Here is a 1,888-nt window from a genome sequence, read left to right as displayed (position 1 = left end):
TCACCAAGGACGCCGTAGCGTGGCGGTGCCGCAAGATGGGGTTGTTCCGGGAACAGGATCGCGCCCGGTACGGCAACCCTGTCGGTGGACGCTCTTTCACTCCGCTGGAAGATCAGACGATCACCGAAATGCGGCTTGCCGGCGCATCCATCCACGAGATCGGGACCGCCATCGGGCGCCGCTACCAGAGCGTTTACGTGCGCCTCTTCACGCTGGCGCGCCTCGATGAATTGAACGCAGCCTAAGGGGAGAAACCCATGTTCATCAGCAAGAAGAAGCACGAAGCCGCCATGGCCCTGATGGCGAAGGCGAATGTGGATTTGGAGCAGGACAAGCGGGCGCTCGATGCGCTGGCGGGCAAGTACAAGCGCGAGCGTGACGCGGCGCGGATCGAAGCCGCAGCCAACGCTGACGACGCCGCGAAGTATCGGCGCAGCAAGGCGAACTTGAAGCAGTTCAGGACTGCCTAACCAGTTTCTTAGAGGACGGGGTGACGAGCTTAACAAGCGGCCCCGGAAATTTCGATGGCAGAGAACACGAAGATCGAATGGGCGGACCATACATGGAACCCGTGGATCGGATGCACTAAGGTCGGCGCGCCTTGCGATAACTGCTATGCCGAAGACCTCATGGACCGCCGCTATGGGCGCGTGGTCTGGGGCAATGATGGCGATCGTGTCCGCACGTCTGGATCAACGTGGGCGCAACTGCGGAAATGGAACCGGCAGGCGGGTGAGGCTGGCAAGCGGGCGTTTGTGTTCTCGCTCAGCCTTGGCGACATCTGGGACAATCGGGTGCCGATGGCTTGGCGGCGTGAGGCGTTCGACCGAGCCCGTGAATGCCCGAACCTTGTCATGCTCTATCTGTCCAAGCGGATCGGGAACGCCATCGACATGGCTATCGAGTGCGGCGGCTTTCCGCCCAATGCCGCACTGGGCGCGACGTTCGGCAACCAGGCGGAATATGACCGCGATCGGATCAAGCTGAAAGAAGCGGGCGAGGCACTGGGCGCACTGTTCACCTTCGGCAGCTTTGAGCCGCTGCTAGGCCCAGTGATCCTCGATAGCAATGCACCAGACTGGATCATCGTCGGCGGCGAAAGCGGGCGCAATGCACGTCCGATGGATATTCAATGGGCACGTGATCTGCGCGACCAGTCGGCAGCGCTGGGACGAGTTTTCAACTTCAAGCAGGTTGGCGGCAAGTCGGCTGACAAGGGCGGCCATGAACTGGACGGCCATACCTATTTCGCTCGTCCGCAGGTCGAAAGACTCGCCGCATGACCCCCGCGCCCCGCAGCACCGCCGCCCGCTACCGGCCCGCCTGGCGCGCTCCTGTCGGCGAAACCCGCACCGAAAAGAAGATCGGCGATGTCGAGATGACGGCCAGCGGCTGTTTCCGGCGTACGGCCGATGGATTCCGGAGGATCGCATAATGGCCAGCATGACCCCCGACATAATAGCTGCGCTCCAGTATGCGCGAAACCTTATAGGGCCAGACGAGATAATCGACGCAGCCCTCTCAACTTCTCCCGCAGGTCAGGAGGTGCGGGAGATCGCTGAACGAGCCATCGAGCTTCTGATCGAGCATGCCGAAGGTTTGGGCGAGATCGATGAACTGGAGCGCCGCCTTGATGCCGCCGCCCATTCATCGGTAGAGCCTGCGGGCAATGTTGGTCTGGACTTGAGCGCGATAGGCAGCGGACACTGTTATTGCTGGTGCCACCCAAATGCCGGGGCGATTGGCTGCTCCCCCTGCTGTGATGCCGAAGACAACTACCTACCGCCGTCGAAGCGTGACCCGGCCCTTTCATCGGTAGAGCCTGCGGGCAATGGGCGGGAGGCGGTCGAAAATGCCTTCATCGCTGGGTGGGAGGCACAAAAGGCCG

The 1,888-nt window shown here is 61.9% G+C and carries 5 protein-coding genes; all 5 read left to right on the top strand.

All coding sequences use genetic code 11. The annotated features are described in order from the left end of the window. The coding region (locus K7W03_RS27345; RefSeq protein WP_222888106.1) for a hypothetical protein at positions 1 to 245 on the top strand (245 nt) is incomplete at its 5' end. A 12-nt stretch (positions 246 to 257) separates the two neighbouring features. Beyond that, entirely contained in the window at positions 258 to 470 is a 213-nt protein-coding gene (locus K7W03_RS27340) for a hypothetical protein (protein WP_222888104.1), read from the top strand. A 54-nt stretch (positions 471 to 524) separates the two neighbouring features. Next, positions 525 to 1,283, top strand: a complete 759-nt coding sequence (locus K7W03_RS27335) for a DUF5131 family protein (RefSeq protein ID WP_222888102.1) — start codon at positions 525 to 527, stop codon at positions 1,281 to 1,283. Next, a complete protein-coding gene (locus K7W03_RS27330; RefSeq protein ID WP_222888100.1) occupies positions 1,280 to 1,435 on the top strand; it encodes a hypothetical protein in 156 nt (51 codons plus the stop codon). The genes K7W03_RS27335 and K7W03_RS27330 overlap by 4 nt, the downstream gene beginning before the upstream one ends. Beyond that, a partial coding sequence (locus tag K7W03_RS27325) for a hypothetical protein (RefSeq protein WP_222888098.1) occupies positions 1,435 to 1,888 on the top strand: 454 nt, incomplete at its 3' end. The genes K7W03_RS27330 and K7W03_RS27325, both read left to right, overlap by 1 nt.

The organism is Sphingobium sp. PNB, from assembly GCF_019873065.1.
GTDB lineage: Bacteria > Pseudomonadota > Alphaproteobacteria > Sphingomonadales > Sphingomonadaceae > Sphingobium > Sphingobium fuliginis.
Note: the sequence above shows the minus strand (reverse complement) of the source record. Positions and strands in the feature narration are given on the sequence as shown.